We start from the raw sequence: 262 nt of genomic DNA on the forward strand, positions 1-262 counted from the left end.
CCGACCGTCATGATGATCACCGCGATGATGGCTCCGGTGGAGCGCAGGGGCAAGTACATGTCCTATGTCATTGGTGGCATCACGGTCGCCACAATCGTCGGCGTGCCGCTTGGCACCTTTGCTGGACATCTGCTCGTATATCGGTCCGTGTTCTTCTCGATCGCGCTCGGTTCCGTGCTAATCATCGTCCTGCAACTGGCGATGTTTCCACGAACGCCTTCCCCGTTCAATGTGCCACTGGCGGCCCGGCTCAGCGTGCTGA

1 protein-coding gene is annotated in these 262 nt (G+C 59.5%); it reads left to right on the forward strand.

Features of this window, described 5'->3' with window-relative positions; translation table 11 throughout:
* A partial coding sequence (locus tag SB764_RS41635) for an MFS transporter (RefSeq protein ID WP_410866982.1) occupies positions 1–262 on the forward strand: 262 nt, incomplete at both ends.

This window comes from Paraburkholderia sp. SIMBA_027, assembly GCF_046535315.1.
In the GTDB taxonomy this organism is placed as follows: domain Bacteria; phylum Pseudomonadota; class Gammaproteobacteria; order Burkholderiales; family Burkholderiaceae; genus Paraburkholderia; species Paraburkholderia tropica.